Genomic DNA, 1241 nt, shown 5'->3' on the forward strand with positions numbered 1-1241 from the left:
GCAGACCGGCGTGCTCAAGGGGCGGCAGCGGCGGGCGCTGGATTCCACGGTGCTCGATGACGCGGTGGCCACCCAGGACACCGTCACCCAGTTGATCGCCGCGATCCGCCGGGTGATCCGCCACGTGCCCGGCGCCGCGCAGGTCGCCGCAGTCTGCTGCACCGCCCACGATTACGCCGATCCGGGCAAGCCGCGCATTGCGTGGAACGATGAGCAGGCCCGGGCTGCGCTGGTAGACGCCCTGGTCACCGACGCCATCCGGCTGCTGGCCGACCTGCCCGCCCAACCGCTGGAGGAGCAGGCTGCCACCGCGGTCGGCCTGCTGGCTCTGGTCGCCGGCCAGGACGTGGAACCGGCCGAGGATTCCGACGGCCGGGACGGGCGCTGGCGCATCGCCCAGCGCACCGTCCCGGATCGGGTGATCTCCACCGTCGACCCGGAGTCCCGGCATGTGCACAAGACCCGCACCCATCGTCAAGACGGCTTCAAGGCACACGTGGCCGTCGAGCCCGAGACCGGCCTGTTCACCGCAGTGGCGTTACGGCCCGGATCCGGTGCCGCTCATTACGAAGCCGCTCTTGCTGAAGACCTGCTGGCAGAGGAAGGAAACCCGGTCGAGGTCTTCGGCGATGCCGCCTACTCCGCCGGGCCCTGCCGCCAGGCACTCACCGACGCCGGGCATCGCGTCGTGATCAAGCCTGCGCCGCTACGGCCGGCCGTGCCCGGCGGATTCGACCTGGACGACTTCGCCATCGACACCAGCGCCGGCCTCGTCACCTGCCCAGCCGGGCACACAGCCGCTTTCAGGGGAAACACCGACAAGAAACGCGCCATCTTCGGCGAGCTGTGTGACGGCTGCCCGCTACGCCAGCGCTGCACCACCGCCAAGAACGGGCGGGTCGTGCAGATCCGCCCACACCACGACCTGCAGGCCGCCGCCCGTCGTCAAGCCGCCACCGACCCGGCCTGGCAAAGCGACTACCGGCGCTGGCGACCACCCGTCGAACGCGCTGTCGCGTGGATCGTCGCCCGCGGCAACCGGCGCTTACGCTACCTCGGCACCATCAAGAACAACGCCTGGCTCCACACCCGCGCTGCCGCCCTCAATCTCCGAACCCTGATCACCCTCGGGCTCACCCGGACCAGCGACACCTGGACACTGGCTTCCCGACTCTCCTGAAGAATCCAGGATCCTGCCGCCTCACAGGCCACCAAGAACAAGATCTTCAGTGATCTTCTAG

Annotated in this window: 1 protein-coding gene; it reads left to right on the forward strand. The window is 69.4% G+C overall.

Annotation, left to right across the window (positions count from 1 at the left end; translation table 11 throughout):
* Nucleotides 1-1180: transposase (locus tag ACWEVS_RS46310; protein WP_452557636.1), on the forward strand; the 1180-nt coding region annotated here is incomplete at its 5' end.
* Nucleotides 1181-1241: the final 61 nt, after the last annotated feature.

This window comes from Nonomuraea sp. NPDC003754 (genome assembly GCF_053605785.1).